The sequence below is a fragment of the Eubacterium sp. 1001713B170207_170306_E7 genome (assembly GCF_015547515.1).
GTDB lineage: Bacteria > Bacillota > Clostridia > Eubacteriales > Eubacteriaceae > Eubacterium.
On sequence record NZ_JADMVE010000005.1, the window covers coordinates 121,935 to 142,463 of the forward strand.

Below are 20,529 nucleotides of genomic sequence, written 5' to 3' on the forward strand. Positions count from 1 at the left end.
TCAGAAAGCAACGCTTTTCTGAATAAGGAATTTTCAGCATGTTAAAATTTATAGCCTTCCGGCAGATACGGGTTCAGCAGTTCTTTTTGCCTGTTCGTTAAATCGGGCGCTTTGTATTCTTCGTATCTTTTTTCCACCTCTTTGGTCGCTCTTTCAATCAGTGTTCCCTTGCTTTCCATCAAACTGCCCGGCTTGCCGCCATCGCGGTTAAACAGAAGCGGCAGTAAATGCTCTTTTCTGTATATTTTAGGCGTTCTCCCCTGGAGATAACTGCCTCTTTGGCCAACCTCCTTAATGTTGTCAAACATAATGGTTTCAGCCGTAACGTTTAGCCCTTCATTGATGCGCTTCTGATAAAGAATCGTCTGCTCGTCCAGAACTACCTTTTCAGGGCTTCCGAGATTATAGGTACCATAGCTTCCCACCGAGTTAAGCATAAAATCGGTCTTTCCCATGAACCCCGGTTCCAGCATCATAAACGCGTCAACCCCGGCCTGGTAGTCCAAATCGAAGCTGTTGCTTCCGCCAACGCCGGAGCGTACCGGGAAGCCGTAGAATCTTGCCATGGCAATTGAGCCCATCATCATCAGATAGGATTCCGGTGAACCGATGGCCAGCTGAATGGTGCGCATGTCAGTCGGTGTGGTGACGGTTCCGTAGACACAGCCAAGGCCCGGCTGGATTAGCTGCACCAAAGTGATTGCACTCAGCAGTGTCGCGTTGTCGTGGGTGATGGTGCCTGCCAGAGAAGGCGGCGAAGTCAGATTCGTCATGGAACAGGAGATCGGAATCACCGGCTGATTTTCGAGCGCGCATCCGATCAAGGCCGCCGCGACATCCGAGCCGATGGCCAGCGGTGACAAAACGCAGCAGTTTGTCAGGCTGACATATTTATCCCATTCATCATAAAACTGCTTTTGAAAGTTTAAAACATTGCGGTTGGCCTGAATCAGGTCGGTCTTTTTATAGTTTTCCGTATTCACGCAGTGTACCTGGTAAATCGGTTTGGTGACGGATTTGAGCGACAGGGCCAGCTGCGGTGTGAAATAATCATCCACGGACTTGTTCAAATCCGGCGTGTCTGTGCAGGAGTTCATGGCGATATTGACCACCGGGCTGGTTTCCTGCAGCTTATAGTAATTAACCACATCGGAAAGCAGCGAATCCCTGTAGCCGCCGCCATTTTTAAAATCCTGAATCATGGTTGGAACACTCGGCCCTGTATTAACCGGGTCATACTTTTCCCCGATGGTGACAGACTTTTCCAGCCCGTGAACGGTAAATTCTCCGGGGACATTGGCGATCGCTTCCATAACCACCTGCCTTGGAATACGGACCACCTGGCCCTCTACCTTTGCACCGTGTTTTTTAAACACCTCCAGTGCATAGTCATTTTCGATGGCGATGCCAACCTCTTCCAGAATTTTTAATGAATACTCATGAATCAGCTCAACCTGCTCTTTTGTGATATATTTCTCATACAATTTTCTGTTTTGATACATAATAATCCATACCTCCGTAAATTTACAATGCGCATTTGTTGTGAATTATCTAATGCAAGCTTTGTGCCAAAACTATAATCTGTACAAAACCCCTGTAAACAGACGTTTCTCAAAAAAGCAGTTAAAATTATTTTTCAATTTTATTAAAATATGACCTGTTTTAAGGCAAGCAGTATAATAATTATGAAAAAAGCCCTCTCCAGAAAAATTTTCCCGGAGAGGGCAGGCTGCTCAGCCATAAATCCAGCGGCATTCACCACATTTTTTGTATATGAAATTTTAAAAATCTGTCTTTCTGTCTCTTACCAATTCAAGCGCCCAATATTTCATATTTATAAAATTTTCATCCCTTTGTTTGTGGACTTTTTACCCAGTAGCTGACACAGCGGGATTCGGTGTCATTGCTCAGACTGTGGTTTGTTTTCGCTTTGATATAAAACGCGTCGCCCTTGTTTAAATGATGGTATTCCTTCTCGATCCGTATATCCATGCTCCCCTCGAGAATGAGCCCGATTTCATCATAGTTATGCACCCAGTTCGAGGCGTCGTATTTTGTGTGGGGCTCCAGCGTAATGCATAAGCCCTCCATCAGGCCCTCGCCAAACACAACGGATTCATAGCAGACGGCATCTTCCTTTTCAAAGACCACCTTGCGTTCCTTCTTGCGGATTACCGTACGGTTTTCGACGTTTTCTTCCAGCAGCTCGTTCAGAGAAACATCCAGAATACCGCATATTTTCTGAATATTCTCAAGGGTGGGACTGCAGGCGTCGCGCTCCAGATTGCTTAAATAGCCGATTGAAAGCTCTGCCGCTTCGGAAAGCTGTCTTAACGTGAGCTTGTTTTTCTTTCTTAAGTCCCGGAGCTTTCCCCCTATCTTTGCAGGCGCGTGCTGATTGTTATTCTTCATCACAAATCCTTTCTGGCACAAAATTCTTTTATCCTTATTATACTGTATTTATAGAAAAACACAACGTTCATTTTCATAAATATATAATTTAAAATTTCATATATATGAAATTTTCCTTGCTTTTTGTCCGGCAGTCCTATATAATACCGCTAAAGATCAATGGAGAGCAGGAGGTTTATCATGCAACGTCAAAGTCCAAGTATATTTAACGATATTGTAGGTCCTATTATGGTTGGTCCTTCAAGTTCACATACGTGCGCACCTTCAAGAATCGGCTATCTGTGCAGGCAGCTCGTAAGGGGAAACTTGAAAAAAGTCCGAATTGAATTTGCAGAGACCGGCGCTTACACCGAAATGTACCAGGGGCAGCGCTCGGATATGGGATTTATTAACGGGCTTCTCGGCCACAGACCGGAGGACCCGCGCCTGCGCGACGCTTTTACCCTGGCCGATGAAGCGGGTCTGGAGGTCACGTTTGAAATCAGTGACTTTGTACCCACAAAGCCCAACCTTTCGCGTATGACACTCTGGGATGACTGCGGAGAGACCGCCGAGGTCTATACCGACTCGACAGGCGGAGGAACTGTACGTTTGTTAAAAATAAACGGGTTCGACGTGTCCATCACAGGCGACTGCTATGAGCTGGTGGTACAGAGCGAAGCGAGAGAAAACTCAGCCGAAAAGCTGATGCAGACTTGTCTCTCGCTTTTTTCCGAAAACGAGGGCTTCTCGCTTTCAGCCGGAGATAAGGGCTGTCTCATTAATATTAAAAGTCGAACGGAAATTCCCGAAGAAACCATCAACCGGATTAATCAACTTGAAAACGTTGAGAGTGTTCACCTTATCACCCCGATTCTGGTGGTCACTTCCAATAAAAACGCGGCGCTCCCCTTTCACAGCGCGGAGGAACTGCAGCGTTTAGCCGAAGAAAACCATAAAGCGCTCTGGGAATTGGCCATCGACTACGAAAAAGCCAGAAGTGGTTGGACAACTGAGGCGATAGAGAACTATATGCGCTTTGTCATCGAAACCATGGAAGCCGGTGTCCGGGAGGCTCTCAGGGGCGATATCGAAATGAACGGCGTGCTAAAACCAACTGCCGGAAAAATCGAAAACTTCGTTACACATGACCGAAGTGCTCTGGATATGGGGCTTTTAAATACCATGGTCCCCTGGTCTATGGCGACAATGGAATACAGCAGCGCCATGGGCGTGGTGCTCTGCGCGCCTACCGGCGGCTCTGCCGGTATTTTTCCCGGTGCAGTTCTCGCGGCGGCAAACCAGTTAAATCTGGGCATGGATGAAAAAATAAAGCTCATGCTGACCACCGCTGTCATCGGCATCGCCATGTCTAAGGATCACAATTATTCCGCAGAGCTGTATGGATGCCAGGTGGAGCCAGGCGCCGCGTCAGCCATGGCGGCCGGGGCGCTCGTATTTTTGATGGGCGGGACGCCAAGGCAGTCCCTGATGGCCGCCTCCTGCGCGGTTCAGAATATTCTCGGAACCATCTGTGACCCGGTGGCCGGCCTGGTGCAGCTGCCCTGCATCAGCCGTAACGCCATGTCTGTAGCCAACTCCCTTGTCAGCGCAAACATGGTGATGGGGGGCTATGACCCGCTGATCCCGCTGGATCAGGCAGCAGAAACAATGTTCCGAGTCGGCATGCAGCTGCCAAGCGAGCTGCGCTGCACCTGCAAGGGCGGCTTATGCACAACGCCCTGCGGCCAGCAGCTGGCAAAGGAACAGGCCTTGAGAAACCAGCAGCGGTAGAAAAACAAGAGGCTGCTCAATCAGTCAAACTGGCGTTAAAACAAAAAGCAGCCACTTTTCAGCGAGTTAAAAGGTGGCTGCTAAAATTTAAAGCATCGGCATAAAATCCGTTATTTTTTTTCTGTTAAATTTTTATAGTGTCTTGCCCGCAGAACCAGCAAAGCAAAAGCCAAAATCAGGAAAGCGGCGCATACAATACCATATCCATATCCCACAAAAACCGGCAGAAATGTCACAATCAAAATCTCCACCAAAGCGATGACAGAATAGGCCAGGGAATAGTCCGTTAAAACCGTTGTTCTGAATTCAGGGTCAAGAATTCTGAGTAATATGATTCCCATGGCTGCAATTCCCGTGTTCCACCCAAAAATAAAGATGCCGCGTTCAAACCAGTTCGATACAAAATAACGCTTTCCAATGAAAAAAACAAACGCAATACAGTACAAAATACCAAACAGGCAAAGAAAGAGTATGGGCTTCCAGTACGTGAACACAATTTTAATATCCAGTGACGCCACGCCGAAGAACAGAAGATAATCGGTAATGGAGCTGCCGATGTGCGTGATAATCTCCTTGTCCACATATCGATCAAGCTTAACTGCTTTTAAAAAGGCATTGATCACAATGCCACAGAAAAGGGCAAGGCAGACCAGCGGAAGGGCAAAGGGCAGACCCAGCTTTTGATAATAGAAATCAATCAGATAGGCGCCGCCCGTCGCGGTTAACACTAAACCAATATGCCAGGTATAAGTCTCAACTGAAATCGCTGATGTCGTTTTTCTGCCATAGGCATCCTGCTCACTCTGTGAATAAAATCCTGTCCGCATCGACTCTGGCAGCTTCTGCATGCTTTTAATATACGTAGGGTATCCTTTTGATATGCCATACTTTATTAGGATAATCCCAATTAAGAGGGCCACGATTAAACCGATGGTGGCAAACGTCTGGCCAATGGCAACAGCATGTTCCCAGCCTGTTATCTCCTGAAGCGTGCTCCCAATGGCAACAGCATATCCGTGTCCGCCGACAAATCCGGACGGCAGCAGCAGCGCGATAGACGTATTGACTGCCGGGAAAAGAACAGGAATAAAGATAAATCCCACCAACAGTGAAAATCCATACTGCCCCAGCTCAGCCGCAAGGTTGAGATAGAAAGTGTCCTGTGTCTTTTTTATGGCCTGCATCAGGCCTGCCCCTTTATTTCCAATAAATAAGCCGCCGAAAAGAATCACAATGAGAAAAACCGGATAATTGATAATTTCTTTACTAAAGGGTAAAACGTTCAAAAAACAGCGCCCGCCAATCAAACCAATAACCCCTGCAATCAATGGAGCGGGTAACAGAAGCCTCTGAACAATTTTTAACTTTGACCGCAAAAACTGTGCGGATACTATCAGTAAAGACGCCAGAGCAAAGTCAATCAGCAAAGTGTTAAACGAAAACTCCATGATCCCCCTCCATTCTGTTCTGTCTCTTTTGTACAAAACATTTTAAATCGTATTGTCGGCGCTTTTTTCTGCGTTCTTTGTCCTTTTGAGCAGAATAACTGCCGAGGCGATTCCCAAAACTGAGAAAGCAATGAGAAAAATAAATATTTTATTAAATCCAACCGCAACATTGCCGGCCGCTTCTGCCGCATCGAGCCAGGATCCGCAGATTGGCCCTACAAAAAAGTCTGGAATAAAAGCAATAAAAGATATGACGCCTGTTGCCATGGCTGTTTTTTCAATCGAAATACCCGCCTGCCCCATTGTTGACCAGTAGGTTGATTTCATAATGTTAACAATAAGCGCCAAAACCAGCGTAATGATCACACACAAAGTGACGTTGAAGGACGTGAATATCACACCGGCGGTCAAACCTGCAACTAAGGTGAAAAGCACAATAAAAGCCTGTCCTTTATATGAAAATTTATCGACAACATATCCACCTAAAAATCCGGCTACCAAAACAATTATGTAGCTCCTGACAATACCAATTGTGCTGGCCGTCTGCTGTGAAATATTGAGCACCCGCACTGTGTAGGTTGTCATATAGCCGTTTCCAACCGTCCACGACACATAGGCGCACATAACCACAAAAGTAACTACCCATATCGCCGGATCTTTCACAGCCTCCATGAATCCCCTGAGTCCAGACTTGTCTTTCTTTGCCCCGGCCTTAACCGGGTCTTCGTCTGGCATAACAAAAATTGTCGCAACCAGAAGCAAAACATAGGCGATCATGCAGAAAAAGAGCGCGCCGCGGAATCCTGTAAAAAGTGAATTCCCAACCTGTCCGACGATCCACAGGCAAATGAATCCGGCGATGGTCTGCGCAATCCCGCGCGTTGCCTCACTGCTGCCAAACATTTTTCCCTGATTTTCTTCTGTTCCAAGAGCACGGACGGCATTTAAATAAGCCGACCAAAAAGTCGCGATGGCAAAGAATGAATGCAGGGCAAAAATAATCATAACCTCAACATATGTGTGCGCCAGCCAATACCAGGCAGTCAACACCAAAAATCCGATTAAAGAAACGATAAAAAGCTTCTTGGTGGAAAATTTTGATGCAAAATATCCCGAAATAGGATAGCATATTGTATTCGCCAGGGCCTTTGCCGAAGCAACCAAACCCATCTGCGTATCTGTGAGCATAAACGCTGATTTCATCTGATCGTAAAATGTATACCGCAAGGATGGCATATAATAGGCAAATGCGCATACAAAACTGACAAGAATAAAAATCGCAAGCGTCTTTTTTTTAGTCCTCTCGTTCATGTTACTGTCTCCTTAATTAATGCGTTCTTTGAATTCCGGTGGCAAATAAGGCTCTAATATCTTCTGCTGTTCTTTTGTGATGTCCGGTGGCGTAAATGCTTCAATACGTTTCTTAATATGCTCTCTTGCGGCTTCCAGGATGTCTTTATTGCCGTTGTTTTGCCAGCTCAACGGATCTTCTTTATTGAACAGGTGCGGCACGACAAACTCCTCGCGGAACATTTTAGGGGTTCTTCCCATCAGAAAGCTCCCTTTCGGGCCGATCTTTTCAATTTCATCTCGGCAAAACCGCTTGTCCTCACAATTTATACCTTCTTTTATCCGAAGCGCGTAGCGGATGACATCTTCATCCAAAACAAATTTCTCTGCGCTGCCAACATTAAACTGTCCCAGGCATCCAGCACCATGAAGAACAACATCCGTATCCGCATCCACAGTTGCCTGTGTGATCAGGGTTGTTTCACATCCTGCCTGAAAATCACATGTTTTTGAGTCGGCCAGACTTCCGCCTGTCCTGAAGGGCAGATTATAAAGATCAGCCAGACCGGCGGTCGCATAGACACCAAGGGCCGTTTCAGCAGAACCGATTGACAGCTGCAGGGTGTGCAGATTGGCAGAAGCGGGTGTATTCCCATAGACAACAGCAACCTCTGGGTTCAGAAGCTTTGCCAGCACATAGCCGCCTAAAACTTCTGCGTTGCTGACCGCAAGCTCTCCTGCCATAGAGCCCGGTACTGTCATTTTAGGCATTGGCACGCTGGTTATCAAAAGCGCCTGATTTTCTTCGCAGCAGGTGAAAATCATCTCGACCGGAGCAAAGTGCATGCTCAGCGGTGTCAGCGTCGTTGTCAGTCCAAGGCCACAGATTTTATCTTTTGACACTCCTTCGAAGCGGCGCGTAAACTGAAACAGCTCTCTGCAGATCGCCCGCATTTTCTCAGCCGGATCCTTAAGCGGATTTGGCCTGATAAATAAAGTCATTTTTTTTGAATACCTGAGCATAATGGCAATGGAGCCAAAACGCCTTTGCGCGTCCGTTAAATGATCGGTTTCGATCATAAAATTACAGTTAGACACATTGATAACATCGCTTGTTTCAGACAGAATAAACTGCTCAACATAATCCCGGTTCGTACATTTACGAATTTTACCATGGTCATTATTATAAATATATCCGGCCAGTGGAACAAAAAGCTTTGACCCCTTACCGACCGTTTTCGTGCACTTATGGCTCGTATACTCAAAACTTGGCCTTGCAAGCTTAAGTGCTTCCTCAACCATTTTTCTGGGAATAAAAACCCTATGACCATCAATCTTCGCGCCATGCGTTTTAAACACTTCACAGGCTTCATCGTGGTCAAATTCCATGCCTACTGTTTCTAAAATATCCAAACTATTCTCATGGATTTTCAGAACATCATTCTTTGAAATAAATCTTTCATATGCTTTCAATGTTTTCCCCCTATGCAAAAACAAGTAAACACTGGCACGTCTAGAATAGCAGTGTCTTACTCAACAGTTTGGTAAAGGACTTCATTCCTTTATTGAACCCATTATATAAATATATTTTAAATTTGTCAATATTTGTTTTAAATTATTTTAAACAGTTCAAAATAATTTAAAACAAATATTGAGTCTGTTGACTTTGTTTTTTTCAGAGTGTATAATGAATGAAATACATAAACAGGATAACCGAGGGTTAAAATGGCAAAAAAAAGAGATAAAAATGAAATCTATAATAAGCTCTTAAGTGAAACCAAAAATCTGTTTAAGCAAAATGGCTATGACGGAACCTCAATGCGTGATATCGCTGCGGCAGCAGGCGTAAATGTGTCCTTAACCTACTATTATTTTCCAGATGGAAAGTACACCATTGCAAAAATGATGTGTGATGATTTTTCAAGAAAATGCGCTAAAGCAATGCATGATTATCTGGATGATCAGGACCCCTTGCTCTACTCTCTTGTTTTTTACCGCTGCATATTGCGTGAACTGCTCAGCAGTAAAAATGATTTAGATTTTTATATTGAAACCTGGATGGATGCAGACTATATATCACCGCCATTATTTCTGTTTACCTATAACGCCTTTCAGGATATGAACCGGACTGAGGACTATCAATTCTCCGAAAAACTTGGCATTAAGTCCAATGGAATCTGGACTGCTCTGAACAAGGCAAAAATTTCCGGTACCATCGAAATCTCCTACGAAGAAATACGTGATGAAACAGATATTGCCCGCATGCTGATGATGGGACTTTCCTATCAGGAAGCCCGGGAGTACATTGGCAGGGCTGAAAAAGAGCTCGCTCAGATACCAGTTATGCATTATACAATTTTGTAAAGGGCTTGCGTTAAAAACAAAACCCCGTTTCTCTTAGAGCAAAGAGAAACGGGGTTTAAATTTATTTGTTTAGAGGTTCCATGTATTCCTTCTGCTTCTCCTCCTCCATCTCCTCAATATAAGTCGCGTCATAACGATCGCGGTGCAGGATAAACTTCACACCGGCGATGAGCACAATGATCGTAAAGATAACCGCTGGAAATCCCAGCGCGACGATGACCTGGTTGAGGGCGTCATAGCCGCCGACAAAGAGCAGCACCATGGTCAGTGCGCCCATGAAGATGGCAACCGCTGCGTTTAAGGCTTTGGGAATTTTGGTCATTGAGATATCCGTCGATGTTTTTTTCATCAGAAGCATGGGGAAGGAGTAGGCCACAGAGTCCGAGAAGGTGATAAAGGTCATCATGGCGACAATGATAAAGACCCACTTCATGACTGCGCCCAGGGGCAGGGTATCTAAAAAGGCAAAGGTGGCAATGCCGTCGCCGAACTGCTGCATCTGGTCAAACAGGCCGCTGCCGTTTAAAATGCCCATCATGGCGTTTCCGCCAAAGGCGGCGTACCAGGTAAACACAACCGTACAGGGCAGCAGGCAGTTGACCAGCAAAAACTGGCGCAGGGTGCGCCCGTAGGCGATACTGACATAGAACAGGGCCTGCATGAGCGCCGGCACCAGGTTCCAGGCATAATAAAACATGGAGTTGCTGCTCTGCCAGCCAGTCTGGTAGACCGGGTCGCCGAAGGTGATCATGGGAATAAAATCCCGCACAAATTCGCCGAGGGCTGTGAAGAGCAGGGTAAAGGTTTCATTGGCGCTTGTGGCCAGTATGACAAAAACGAGAATCACGGCGTAGCAGACCGCATTGATATTGCTCAAACGCCCCATGAGCTTATGGGCCCCGGAGGTGGCAAAGATCACGGTGGCCACAGTATAGACAATGATCAGCGTAACCTCGAAGCTTGGCGTCTCGCTCATCCCGGCCACTGTCCCAATGCCCGCGTTCAGCTGAATGACCGCGAGCCCCATATTGGTCCCGCAGACAATGAGGCACACCACCATCAGAATATTGGCGATGCCGCCGATCCAGGTTTTAGACTTTTCGCCGATGAGCGGGAAAAGGGTGGAGCTGCCCCGCAGGTCCCGTTTTCCATTGTAATAGACAAGGGCCAGGATCATGGCAAAAAAGACCATCAAAAAGTACGGGGGGATGCCGTAGTGCAGAAAGCAGTACTTTAAGCTGGGGATCACCGCCTCGGGACTGCCGGGCGCCACGTTCAGAAATTCCGGCGGGTTCATGAAGGCGTTGACCGGGCCGGACACGCCGTAAAAACAGATGCCCACGGCGATGGTGCCGGTGAGGGACAGGGTACACCAGGTAAAAATGCTGAAGCTTGGCTTGGCCTTTTTTCCGCCGAGCCGGATATTGCCGTATTTGCTGAAAATCAACCAGAAGCAGACCACCGTAATGGCGCAGACACAGACGATATAGAGCCATTTAAAATGCGCCATGATCCAGTCCACGCAGACGCTCAGCGCTGTCTCAAACTGCGTGGGGAATACCGCCCCGGCCACAACGACCAGGAGCAGACAGATGCCTCCGGGTATGAGCACACGCTTATCGACTTCCTGCCAAACACTCTTTTCTTTATTTTTACCTGACATGTTCCTCTCCTCTTTTCTTACGCAGCTTTTTTAAAACCCTTAATACCAGTGTTCCTTTGAAATGTACTTTTCAATCAGCGCCTTCTGATCCTGATCCATTTCAGGCATCACGTATTCCTCCAGGCGCTTCTGATAAGCGGCTTTGGTCCGGCTTTTGATGGTGGGCTGTCCTGCCGCTACCCAGTTTCCGTGGGACAGGCGGTTACAGATATCCGGCATAAAGTAATCGTTGCGGTACAGCCGGGTGGTTCTTCCGAGGAAATCGCCGCCGGGGCCGGCCTTCTGTATTTTGTTAAACTGCAGGGTTTCCTCTGTTACCTCGTAGCCGCGGACAAAACGCTCGATGGACTGGATCATTTCCTCGTCGTAGATGTATTTATCATAGCTGATGGTGTTGACCGAGTCCAGCATGCCGCAGGACAGGAGCATGACATCCACACCGGACTGGATGGCGGCATAGCCGCTGTTGAAGGATTCGACGCCGGACTGGATATCCATGTCTTTGGCGTCGTTCATGAGGCCGCCGGTGCGGACCGGCATACCGTAAAAGTTCGCGAGGGATTTGGCTGTCTGGAAGATCAGCGACTGTTCCGGGCTGCCCATGGTGCCCACAGTATAGCGCAGGTCTGAGCCAAGGCCCTGGAGGCCGTAGACCACCGGAACTCCCGGGTTGATGAGCTGTGTCAGCACGACGCCGGCCAGAATTTCGGTGTTTGCCACCAGAATATGTCCGGCAAGGGTATCGGGAACAGTCAGGCCGCTCATGCCTGCCGAGGTCACAAAGGTCGCCTGTCCCTCTGACGCGTACTTCATCAGTCCCTCACACATGGCCTGGGAATAGTGAAAGGGTGAAGCCACGTTGATGAGCCCGGATACCACGCAGCGCTTATCGGAGGCATCCAGACCGTAGAAGCGGCGGACCATCTCCAGGCAGTCTGTGGCACTTTTCCGGCCGTCAACCATGCCCATAAGCGGCTTGTCCAGATACATGAGCGTGGCCGCCATGGCGTAATTGCTCCGGTCCTCGGGCTTGATCTGAGGCATATCCATGTTGTTGGGATTGCCGATGGTCACCACCCTGCTGCTCTGGTCAAGCTTGGCGAAATTCGCGAAATCCTCTGGGGTTGGAAAGTGATAGGCATCGTCCTCGTACACGTACATGGGGCCATAGCTGGAGGCATAGATGGGCTTGCCGTCGCCCAGGGTAACCGACCCGTTCCGCCCGTACCATTCGTAGGTCTTCGGGATGGTCTTAAGCGCCGCGTTCAGCATTTTTTCCTCAATAAAAACCGTCTCTCCGTCAACACGCGCGCCGTGCTTTTTAAAAACCTCCAGGGCTTCATCACAGTAGAAAACAACACCGGTTTCCTCCAGAAGCCTCAATGAATGTGCGTGGATCAGCTCCAGCTCTTCCTTTGCCGCAAAATTATAAGATTGTTTCATTTTTTCTCCTCCTCTATTCCATATCTGCCGCTGTATTTTCAGCCGGCTTTTCCTTCCTGGACTGCAGCTTTTTAGCGTAAGCCAGAGTGACGATGGCTGTGATGATCCCCAGGATTCCGCAGCCAATGGCCCAATACCAGATAAAATCATAGCCCGCGTTGCCGTAGGCGTCCAGCCAGGAGCCGGCAAGCTTGGCGAAGTAAATGTCCGGGGTGTAGCAGATCAGTGAGATGATCCCGGTCGCCACGCCGGTGAGAGACAGCGGAATCCCGACCTCGCTCAGGGTTGCGAAATAGATGCCCCGCATCCCGGTATAAACCGTGGCAAACACAAAGGTGACGACAATGCACATCATGGTCGCGTCCTTGGTCAGAATCATGACAACCGCCATGACGGTGGCCAGCACCAGGTAGATGCCCAGGGTTTTAACCTTTGAGCCGATCTTATCCGCGATGAACCCGATGGCCAGAGTGGAGAGTCCGGCGATGATGTAATTGCGGATAACCGCAAAGTTGCTGGCCTGCGTTTCCGAAATGCCGAGAATATTGGTGGTGTATGTGCCGAGATAGCCCGCGCCCGCAGAGGTAAAGGAAAAGCAGAAGAAAATCAGCAGCGCCAGCAGCCAGGTGCCCGGCATTTTCAGAACAGTGACAATACTCTTCATACTGAAGCCCTCCTGAACCGTCTCGTTGCTCTCCTCCGCCCCGGTAATCTTCCGCGGCACAAGAATAAAAATCAGAATTCCCAGGATGATGAACAGCGCGCCGTTAAAGAACAGCATCAGCTGCCACTGCTGCCCCAGAACCTGCGGATCGACGCCCGTCCCAGGAAAAATCGCCTTGTTTAAAAGGCCTGCGCCAAAGAAACCGATGGCTGTCCCGACAATGGCCCGTACAAACTCCGACGTGGAGTACATTCTGCCCTGCTCGGCATCTGTCCCAAGCTTACGGACAACCTTCAGGTAAGCCGACCAGATGAAAATGCTGGTGCCGATGCCGTAGAGAATATGGATGATCATGATCTCTGTGCTGCCGGGCACAAGGCCGTACCAGAAGGAGGCCAGGCCCATGATGGCCGCGCCGATGACCAGCAGATTGCGCTCGCTGAACTTGTCTGCCAGAATTCCCCCGACCGGGTAGATCAATACCGAGAAGATCCCAAACCACAGGCCGATATCACCGATGAACTCATGGGCGTAGGATTCGGATACAATGGGCTTAAACTGTGTGAAAACAGTGATCATCTGGTCATAGTAATTGTAGCGTAAAAACGGTACATAGACCATAATACCGCCGAGCAGCGACACCAGCGCCAGGACCACCCATCTCTTTTTTCCAGTTATTTTCATAATATTACCCCCTCTCTTGACTTAGCGTCCGCGGACGCCCAGCTTCAATACATCGCGCAGGTAAGCGATGCTTTTTTTGCAGGCCTCAATTTCCTTTTCACGGGCGACCTCCAGCGTATCCTCCCCGATCTCGTACTCAACCTCAAAGGTGATGCGTTCCAGAGGCGCCTGCTCTTTGAGCATTTTCAGGATTTTCGCGCAGTCGATATCGCCGTCGCCGATGGCTACACCGATGGAGTGTGTGCCATCTGGGTCAATGACCAGCTTATTGTCGCAGAAATGGCAGCAGTTCGCATAGGGCGCCATCTTTTCTGCGCAGGCCTCCGGGCCCTCCAGCACACACAGTGAGTTGATGGTATCCAGGCATGCCCCAATACTCGGATGGTTCAGCTGTTTGACCAGCCAGATCACCTCGTCGGCATAGGTATCGCAGTGGTTTTCGATGGAAACCTGAAGCCCCAGCTCCTCCATGAGCGGAATGTTTTCTTCAAACGCATGGTAGCGCTTTGCCAGCTGGGCCATGACGTCCGGGTGGAAGCAGGTGCCGTACAACGGCTTTGGCCGTTCAATATCCAGGCTGAACTTGACCAGATCTGCGCCCATGGCCTTTGCGTTAACCAGCGCGTCGCGCACTGTGGAGTTGACGCGCGGGTCGCAGGGGGCGTCAAAGGACACGTTGTATTCCAGGTAAAGCCCGTGGGCCTCGGCGGCGGCCTTTACCTCCGCCAGGTGCCCCGCGTCCAGGGTTTCCAGATCCACGTTGGTGATGTGGAGACCGTCCAGGCCCCATTCCACGGCCAGGTCCATGAGCTGCATCAGGTTGATGGCTTTTTCAAAGGCGTGGGTGGAATCAAAGCCCCAGCTTTCGCCAAGTCCGCTGAGGTGCAGGGTGTAGGTGTGCATCCCTAATTGTAATTGTCGGTCATTTGATCTCATATTTTTACGCTCCTTTTATAAATCGTATTTGTAGCCTTTTGGCAGGTATTCGTTCAACAGCTTTTTCTGGGTTGTGGTGACATCCGGCAGCTCGTAGCTTTCAAGACGCTCGTTGACGACCTTGCGGGCGCGGGCGGCCAGGTTGCCGTTCTTTTCAATAACATCTGCCGGGGAACCGCCTTCACGGATAAAGATGTTTGGGAAGTAGTTTTCCCTGCGGTAATCCTTTGGCGTACGGCCCTTTAAGAAATTGCCGCGCGGGCCGGTCTTTGCGATAAGGTCAAAATACAGCTTGTCCTCGGTGATGTCCAGTCCCTCGTTAAGACGTTTCAAATAAGCGATGTTTTCCTCATCCAAAACAAAGTTCTCAAGAGAGCCCAGATTATAGCCGCCGTAAGCGCCGGCCGCGTTCAGGATAAAATCGGTTTTGCCGAGCATGCCGGTCATAAGGGTCATCATGGATTCCGCGCCGCACTGGAAATCCAGGTCAACGGCAGTGGTGGCGGATACACCGGAGCGCACCGGCAGATTGTAGTAACGGCCCATGGCGACCAGGCCCATCTGCATGAGCACCGCTTCCGGCGCACCGGTGGCCAGCTGCACGTTGCGCATATCGGTGGGTGAGGTAACCGAGCCGTAAACCGCGCCCACGCCCGGGCTGATGAGCTGTGTCAGCACAATGCCGGCCAGGATGTTGGCGTTGTCCTGCACAATGGCGCTGGCCAGCGTCGGCGGGCAGGTCAAGTTGGTCATGGAGCAGGAGATAATGATCACCGGCTGGTTTTCAATCACCGCGCCCACAATGGTGTCAACGACCTCTGCGCCGATGGCCAGCGGCGAGAGCACACAGCAGTTGGACATGGTCACCGGCTTATCCCAGATGTCGTAAAACTCGCGGTGCAGCTTGACCAGCTTCCGGTTTGCTTCGACCAGGGAGCCTTTTTTGTAATTGATGGGAGTGATGGTGTTGCCCTGATAAATGGGCTTCTGACAGTATTTGAGCCCCATGGCTACCTGCGGGGTGTGGAAGTCATCGCCGGATTTATCCAGGTCGTCGGTATTCTGGCAGGAGTGGGTCGGCATGCTGATCACCTTGCTGGTCTCCTGGAGAATATAGTACTGCTCAACGTCCTTTAAATTGGCCGGGCGGTAGGTATTGTTCTCAAAATCCTGTATGGTCGTGGGGGCAACTGGTCCGGCGCAGATGGTCGGCGCGCTTTCGCCAAGGGTCAGCTTGCCAGACGGGCTGTAAATATCAAATTCCTTTGGCACTGTGGAAAGGCCTTTCTTTAAAAGGGCTTCGTCGATGAAAATTTTGTGCCCCTCAACGCGGGCGCCGTTCTTTGCGAACACCTCTGCGGCATAGTCGCTCTCGATGACCACGCCGACCTCGGATAAAATTTTCAGGGTATATTCGTGGATCAGTTCAATTTCGTCTTTTGTGATATATTTTTCATATAAATTACGGTTTGGGTACATAGTTCTCCTCCAGTTTTTCATATCATAGGCATTTTTCTGTGATTACATTTGATTCCAGCATTCTGCAGATTGCGGAAGTATCGGCTTTCCGATTCATGCCGTTTAATAACGCAAGACCTGTGCCAATTTTAAAAAAGACCCAAACACGCCATTTTCAACCAAAACAGCGCCGCCAGTTAATCATTTTTAACTGTCTATACTCTGTGATATCAAACAATTTATGCAAAAATGACTATTTTTTCGGAAATCGCTTGTTTTTCATAAAGAATCCCGGTATACTAGGGGAAAGGCGGTGATTTTATGAACAATCCATTTCAGCACAGCGAAGATTATATGCACTATCTGATGTCGCTTCCAAAGGAGCTCTATATCAAAATTCTGGAAAATCTTTTTCTGGGCGTTTTTGTCAGCGACCAGAACGGGAAAACCATCTATGTGAACCCGGCCATCTCCAGGCATTACGGCAGACTGCCCGAGGATCTGGTGGGGGACAGCGACTGGGGAAAGTGGGAGGGCGTCGTCTACCCGCCAGCCTACAGAAATATGCTGGTCGCGAAAAGACCCCTGATTTACAGGCAGAAAAACATGCTGTCGCGCAATTACATGGAAATCATTGACACGCCCGTCATGAAGGAAGATCATCCCGACGATATTGACTTTACCGTCTACGTGATTCAGGAAAATTTTTCGGATGTGGACTTTGACGCTGACGCCAAGCTCATGGAAAAGCCTGAAAAAGTAAAAAAGCGCCAGCGGCGCAACATCGTGGGGGAAAGCCATGCTTTCCTGAAGCGGATCGTGGAGCTGGAGCGGATCGCGAAGTCAGACATGTCCATCCTGCTGCTGGGGGAAAGCGGCACCGGCAAAACCCTCATCGCCGAGTATATCCACCAGTGCAGCGACCGCGGCTTCGGCCCCTTCATGTCCATCAACTGCGGGGCCATCCCCGACAATCTGCTGGAAAGCGAGCTCTTCGGCTATGCCTCCGGCTCCTTTACCGGCGCCAGCACCCGCGGGAAAAAGGGCCTGCTGGAATCCGCCGACAAGGGCACCGTGTTCCTTGACGAAATCGGCGACCTGCCCCTGAACCTTCAGGTAAAGCTCCTGCACGCCATCGAGAGCAAATCCTTCCTGCCGGTGGGCGGCACCACCCCCGTCCATGTGGATGTGCGCATCATCTCCGCCACCAATAAGGATTTAAAGACCGCCATCGCGGAAAAAAACTTCCGGGAGGACCTCTACTGGCGTATCGGCTCCTTCATCAGCTATATCCCGCCCCTCAGAGAACGCAAGGAGGACATCATTCCCCTTTCACTCCACTATCTGAAAAAACAAAATCTAAAGCACGGCACCAACAAGGTTTTTTATTCCCTGACCCTGCTCGCCCTGGTCAATTATGACTGGCCCGGCAATATCCGGGAGCTTAAAAACGTCATTGAGCGCATGTACGTCTTAACCAGCGGCTCTATTATCTACGAGAGCAAGGTGCCCGAGGAAATCCGCATGCACGTTCCCCAGACCGACGATAAATTTTATTATTCCTACGACCAGCTCCTGGACCAGATCAAAAGCTACATTATCCAGGACTGCTACAGCCGCAGGAAAACCTCTGTCGGCGTGGCCGAGGAGCTGGGCATCACCCAGTCAAAGGCCAGCCGGCTGATACGGAAATACTGTGTTAAGGAGGAATAGACATGGAACAGGATTTAAAAGCGCTGCGCCCGCTGAGCATCGGGGATCTGGAGCGCATCACGGACATGGCCGTCATGATTCTGGACGCCGCGGGCAGGATCATCTGCTATTCAAAGGGCTGTGAAAAAATCGAGGCGCTGCGGCGCGAGGATGTTATTGGCAAAAGCCCCGAGTCCCTTTACAACCCCCAGCAGTTCCCCAACCTCACCCGACCAAAGCGCTCCATGGTGCTCGACACGCTGAAAACTGGAAAAGTCTACCGGGAAACACTGGACTATTACACCACCGTCGGCGGCAATGAGGCCAATATTCTGTGCAGCACCTATCCCATCTACGGAAAAAACGGTCAAATCGACTACGCCCTGTGTATTTACCGTGAGGTCTCGGATTATCTGGAAATGATCGCCGAGGGCAATAAAAAGCAAAGCGACCGCCAGGCCTCCTCCCAGTATCTGCCAAATGGCACCCAGCACACCTTTGACCATGTGGTCGGCAGCAGCCCGATGCTTCAAAAGGCCGTCTACCGTGGAAAAATCGCAGCCAAGACCGACGCTCCGGTACTTATCTGGGGCGAGACCGGCACCGGCAAGGAGGTTTTTGCCCAGAGCATTCACAATTACAGCGCCTTTTCGTCCTGCCCCTTCGTGGCCGTAAACTGCAGCGCCATCCCGGAAGCTTTGCTTGAGAGTACCCTCTTTGGCACCTGCAAGGGCTCGTATACCGGGGCGGTCAACCGCAGGGGATTGTTGGAAGAGGCCGAAAACGGTACTTTATTTTTGGATGAGCTCAACGCCATGGACATCGGACTTCAATCAAAGCTGCTGCGGGTTCTGGAAACCGGGCGTTTCCGCGCCGTGGGCGGCCAGGAGGAAAAGCCGTGCAAATGCCGGATTATCAGCGCCATCAACGAGGAGCCTTTTCAGGCCATTGAAAACAACCACTTAAGGGCAGACCTGTATTACCGTCTGGCGGTTTTCTCCCTTGAGCTGCCGCCGCTGATCAAGCGCCGGGAGGATATTGCCGAAACGGCCGAGTTCTTTATCGGCGCCATGGCACCAGTGCTTGGGAAAAAGGTCACCCGTCTGTCCGCCGCGGTAAAACAGATCTTTGAATGCCACAGCTGGCCCGGCAATGTCCGTGAGCTGCGGCATATTATTACCCAGGCCATCTACTTCGCGGAAAAGGACGAGCCCTTTATCAAACCCCACCACCTGCCCGAGTACCTGCTCAAGACAAAGACCGTGCCGCCGTCACCGGAGCCGCCGGACACCGGCGGGGAGGAATCGCTGGCCCGGCTGATGAACGCCTACGAAGCAAAAATCATCGAGCGCGCGCTCGAGAAAAACGGCCACAATATCAGCCAGGCCGCCAGACAGCTTCATATCTCCCGGACAAACCTGCACAATAAAATTAAAAAGTATCAACTGGAAAAAGCTGAGGGCTAGATGCTCTCAGCTTTTTTGTGCCGCCTGTAAATAATCACAGCCAGTATGATGCTGATGACCGAAAAACTGATCATCCAGATAAATATTTTGTTGAAACCCGCCACCGGGTCCGCGTCAATCCATGAGCCCATGATGGTGGTCATGAAGGCCTCCGGCGCATAGGCGATAAAGGAAATGATGCCTGTGGCGGCCGCAGTCAGCTCAAGGGGAATCCCACCCTCGCCCATGACAGAGTAATAAACGGATTTAACCGTAAAGTACAGAAAGGACATGACCATGGTAATGACAATGGCCACGGTCACCAGACTGCTGCTGAAAATTAAAAGCGCGGCGCACACGATGATGCCGCCCAGAAGCCCGCTGATAAAGATGGCCCTGGATTTTGCCCTGTCTGCCAGTATGCCGCCCAGCACACCGGCCGCGATAACAATGACATAGCTTCTGAAGATCGCCAGCCCGCTGGATACAGAGGCCGATACGCCCAGCACCTGCGTGGTGTATGTACCCAGGTAGTTGGTCCCGGTATTGATCACGCAAAAGCAGCTGAACAGAAAGAAGGCGACCAGCCACGTCCCGGGGAGCCTGAGGGCTTTTACAATGTTTTTCATCCCTTTTTCCTGAGGACCGTTCTGTTTAACGGCTTTGTTCTCCGTTTTGGGTAAAAAGACCAGGCTCAAAGCTGCGAAGAGCACATATAACCCAACCGAAATCCACAGGAGCACCTGCATCCCTCCCACACTGTCCACAAAAAGGCCCAGCATCCAGAGAAACACAAAGCCGGTTACCGCGCTGACCACACCGCGCATGGCCTCGCTGACGCCAAAGAGCTTGCCCTGCTCCTCCTCTGTGCCCAGATGGCGTACAAAGCAGATATAGGGCGACCAGAGCGTGGCTGTGGTAAAGAAGCCGTACAGCACATAGAGGACCACCAGTATGTTATAGCCCGGAAAAGTAGACTGCCAGAAGGTCAGCCCTGCCATGGCTAAAAACGAGATGGCCAGCAGAATGCGCGCACTGAAACGGTCGGCCAGGTAACCGCTGACCGGATAACAGAACAGCGCGACCAGGCCGTAGATCGAGCCGAGGGTGCCCAGCTGCAGATTGGTCAGATTAAAGCCGTCCAGCATCTGGTCGTAGAAGAAAAAGCGGAGGTAGGGGATAAAATAAATAATCCCCACCATCACACTGATCAACACCAAAAGAAAATTACGTTTTCCCTTACTCATAACATCCCCC

At 49.9% G+C, this 20,529-nt stretch carries 15 protein-coding genes; 4 read left to right on the forward strand and 11 right to left on the reverse strand.

The window, feature by feature from the left end; all coding sequences use genetic code 11:
* Positions 1-41: 41 nt before the first annotated feature.
* Together I2B62_RS13340 and I2B62_RS13345 are read right to left on the reverse strand one after the other, a co-directional pair.
* Positions 42-1,502, reverse strand: a complete 1,461-nt coding sequence (locus I2B62_RS13340; RefSeq protein WP_195269570.1) for a trimethylamine methyltransferase family protein — start codon at positions 1,500-1,502, stop codon at positions 42-44.
* Positions 1,503-1,845: 343 nt separating this feature from the next.
* Positions 1,846-2,412: a helix-turn-helix domain-containing protein gene (locus I2B62_RS13345; RefSeq protein WP_195269571.1), complete on the reverse strand. Its 567-nt coding sequence runs from the start codon at positions 2,410-2,412 to the stop codon at positions 1,846-1,848.
* A 306-nt stretch (positions 2,413-2,718) separates the two neighbouring features.
* Here I2B62_RS13345 and I2B62_RS13350 point away from each other — a divergent pair, with 306 nt between their 5' ends.
* Positions 2,719-4,185 carry an L-serine ammonia-lyase, iron-sulfur-dependent, subunit alpha gene (locus I2B62_RS13350; RefSeq protein ID WP_347707822.1) on the forward strand — a complete coding sequence of 489 codons (1,467 nt, stop codon included), beginning with the start codon at positions 2,719-2,721 and terminating at the stop codon, positions 4,183-4,185.
* Positions 4,186-4,295: 110 nt separating this feature from the next.
* Here the strand turns inward: I2B62_RS13350 and I2B62_RS13355 are convergent, their stop codons facing one another.
* From I2B62_RS13355 to I2B62_RS13365, 3 genes are read right to left on the reverse strand one after another with little or no spacing between them, the layout of a single operon-like run.
* Positions 4,296-5,633: a sodium/glutamate symporter gene (locus tag I2B62_RS13355; RefSeq protein WP_195269573.1), complete on the reverse strand. Its 1,338-nt coding sequence runs from the start codon at positions 5,631-5,633 to the stop codon at positions 4,296-4,298.
* Positions 5,634-5,675: 42 nt separating this feature from the next.
* Complete coding sequence (locus tag I2B62_RS13360; protein ID WP_195269574.1) at positions 5,676-6,944, reverse strand: MFS transporter; 1,269 nt, start codon at positions 6,942-6,944, stop codon at positions 5,676-5,678.
* A 12-nt stretch (positions 6,945-6,956) separates the two neighbouring features.
* Positions 6,957-8,396 carry a trimethylamine methyltransferase family protein gene (locus I2B62_RS13365; protein ID WP_195269575.1) on the reverse strand — a complete coding sequence of 480 codons (1,440 nt, stop codon included), beginning with the start codon at positions 8,394-8,396 and terminating at the stop codon, positions 6,957-6,959.
* 252 nt (positions 8,397-8,648) lie between these two features.
* Between I2B62_RS13365 and I2B62_RS13370 the strand changes: the two genes are divergently transcribed.
* A complete protein-coding gene (locus tag I2B62_RS13370; RefSeq protein ID WP_195269576.1) occupies positions 8,649-9,287 on the forward strand; it encodes a TetR/AcrR family transcriptional regulator in 639 nt (212 codons plus the stop codon).
* 61 nt (positions 9,288-9,348) lie between these two features.
* Here the strand turns inward: I2B62_RS13370 and I2B62_RS13375 are convergent, their stop codons facing one another.
* From I2B62_RS13375 to I2B62_RS13395, 5 genes are read right to left on the reverse strand one after another with little or no spacing between them, the layout of a single operon-like run.
* Positions 9,349-10,950: a BCCT family transporter gene (locus I2B62_RS13375; RefSeq protein ID WP_195269577.1), complete on the reverse strand. Its 1,602-nt coding sequence runs from the start codon at positions 10,948-10,950 to the stop codon at positions 9,349-9,351.
* A 39-nt stretch (positions 10,951-10,989) separates the two neighbouring features.
* The gene (locus I2B62_RS13380; protein WP_195269578.1) at positions 10,990-12,393 is read right to left on the reverse strand and encodes a trimethylamine methyltransferase family protein; all 1,404 of its coding nucleotides are present in this window, start codon (positions 12,391-12,393) and stop codon (positions 10,990-10,992) included.
* 13 nt (positions 12,394-12,406) lie between these two features.
* Positions 12,407-13,741, reverse strand: coding sequence for an MFS transporter (locus tag I2B62_RS13385; protein ID WP_195269579.1), 1,335 nt, complete (start codon positions 13,739-13,741; stop codon positions 12,407-12,409).
* A 21-nt stretch (positions 13,742-13,762) separates the two neighbouring features.
* The gene (locus I2B62_RS13390; RefSeq protein WP_195269580.1) at positions 13,763-14,677 is read right to left on the reverse strand and encodes a TIM barrel protein; all 915 of its coding nucleotides are present in this window, start codon (positions 14,675-14,677) and stop codon (positions 13,763-13,765) included.
* A 15-nt stretch (positions 14,678-14,692) separates the two neighbouring features.
* The gene (locus I2B62_RS13395) at positions 14,693-16,156 is read right to left on the reverse strand and encodes a trimethylamine methyltransferase family protein (protein ID WP_195269581.1); all 1,464 of its coding nucleotides are present in this window, start codon (positions 16,154-16,156) and stop codon (positions 14,693-14,695) included.
* Between the two features lie 300 nt (positions 16,157-16,456).
* Here I2B62_RS13395 and I2B62_RS13400 point away from each other — a divergent pair, with 300 nt between their 5' ends.
* Entirely contained in the window at positions 16,457-17,848 is a 1,392-nt protein-coding gene (locus tag I2B62_RS13400; protein ID WP_195269582.1) for a sigma 54-interacting transcriptional regulator, read from the forward strand.
* A gap of 2 nt (positions 17,849-17,850) precedes the next feature.
* Positions 17,851-19,293 (forward strand): sigma 54-interacting transcriptional regulator, encoded by a 1,443-nt coding sequence (locus I2B62_RS13405; RefSeq protein ID WP_195269583.1) that lies wholly within the window; start codon positions 17,851-17,853, stop codon positions 19,291-19,293.
* Here I2B62_RS13405 and I2B62_RS13410 read toward each other — a convergent pair.
* Positions 19,290-20,519 (reverse strand): MFS transporter, encoded by a 1,230-nt coding sequence (locus I2B62_RS13410; RefSeq protein ID WP_195269584.1) that lies wholly within the window; start codon positions 20,517-20,519, stop codon positions 19,290-19,292. The genes I2B62_RS13405 and I2B62_RS13410 overlap by 4 nt on opposite strands.
* Positions 20,520-20,529: the final 10 nt, after the last annotated feature.